This window comes from Oleiphilus sp. HI0080 (assembly GCF_001635135.1).
Window position 1 is genome coordinate 1 of record NZ_LWFU01000861.1, and the last position, 608, is coordinate 608.

1 protein-coding gene is annotated in these 608 nt (G+C 42.8%); it reads right to left on the reverse strand.

Translation table 11 applies throughout. The features are described 5' to 3' along the window. A partial coding sequence (locus A3751_RS17400; RefSeq protein WP_197466455.1) for an alpha-2-macroglobulin family protein occupies positions 1-608 on the reverse strand: 608 nt, incomplete at both ends.

Below are 608 nucleotides of genomic sequence, written 5' to 3' on the forward strand. Positions count from 1 at the left end.
TCGTCGCCTCCCGACAAAACTATAGAATGGCCTTGGCTTTTGAATGGTGCAACATGTCGCACCGGTACCGTCCAATCTCGAGAGATACTTCGGCCTTCTGGCGTAATAACTTCAAGAGAAAACTTAGCCACTTTTGCGCTAGTATTTTTCGGTATTTCGATAAATATCTTTTCATTCCAGAATTGGTTATTAGGCAATTCAAAAGTGCGGTACTGATCGGTTTGAGGTGTTAAACGTAAAAAATCAGAACTCGTAAAACGAGCTTTGAACTCTGCAGTTTTACCACTCATATTATGCAAAGAGGCAAATGCCGAAGTCTTATCGCCAGCTACAAGAAACTTAGGAATATTGAGCTCAGCAACATAGTCATCAGCAATCGTTACGTCTTGTTCCTCCATGCCAAAAGAGTCTTCGTTAAAAGCAGTAACAACCACTTGTGCCTCACCGTTATAGTCCGGTATCTCGAAGCTGACTTCAGCTTTCCCTTGAATATCAGCTTGAATCACTTGGCTGTCGAGAATAATAGTTTTGCTCTCAACCAACTCATTAGCAGCATTGTTTTTAGCTCCTGGAGCATCGCCGCCAAATTTTGGTGTCGCGAAAGGGTC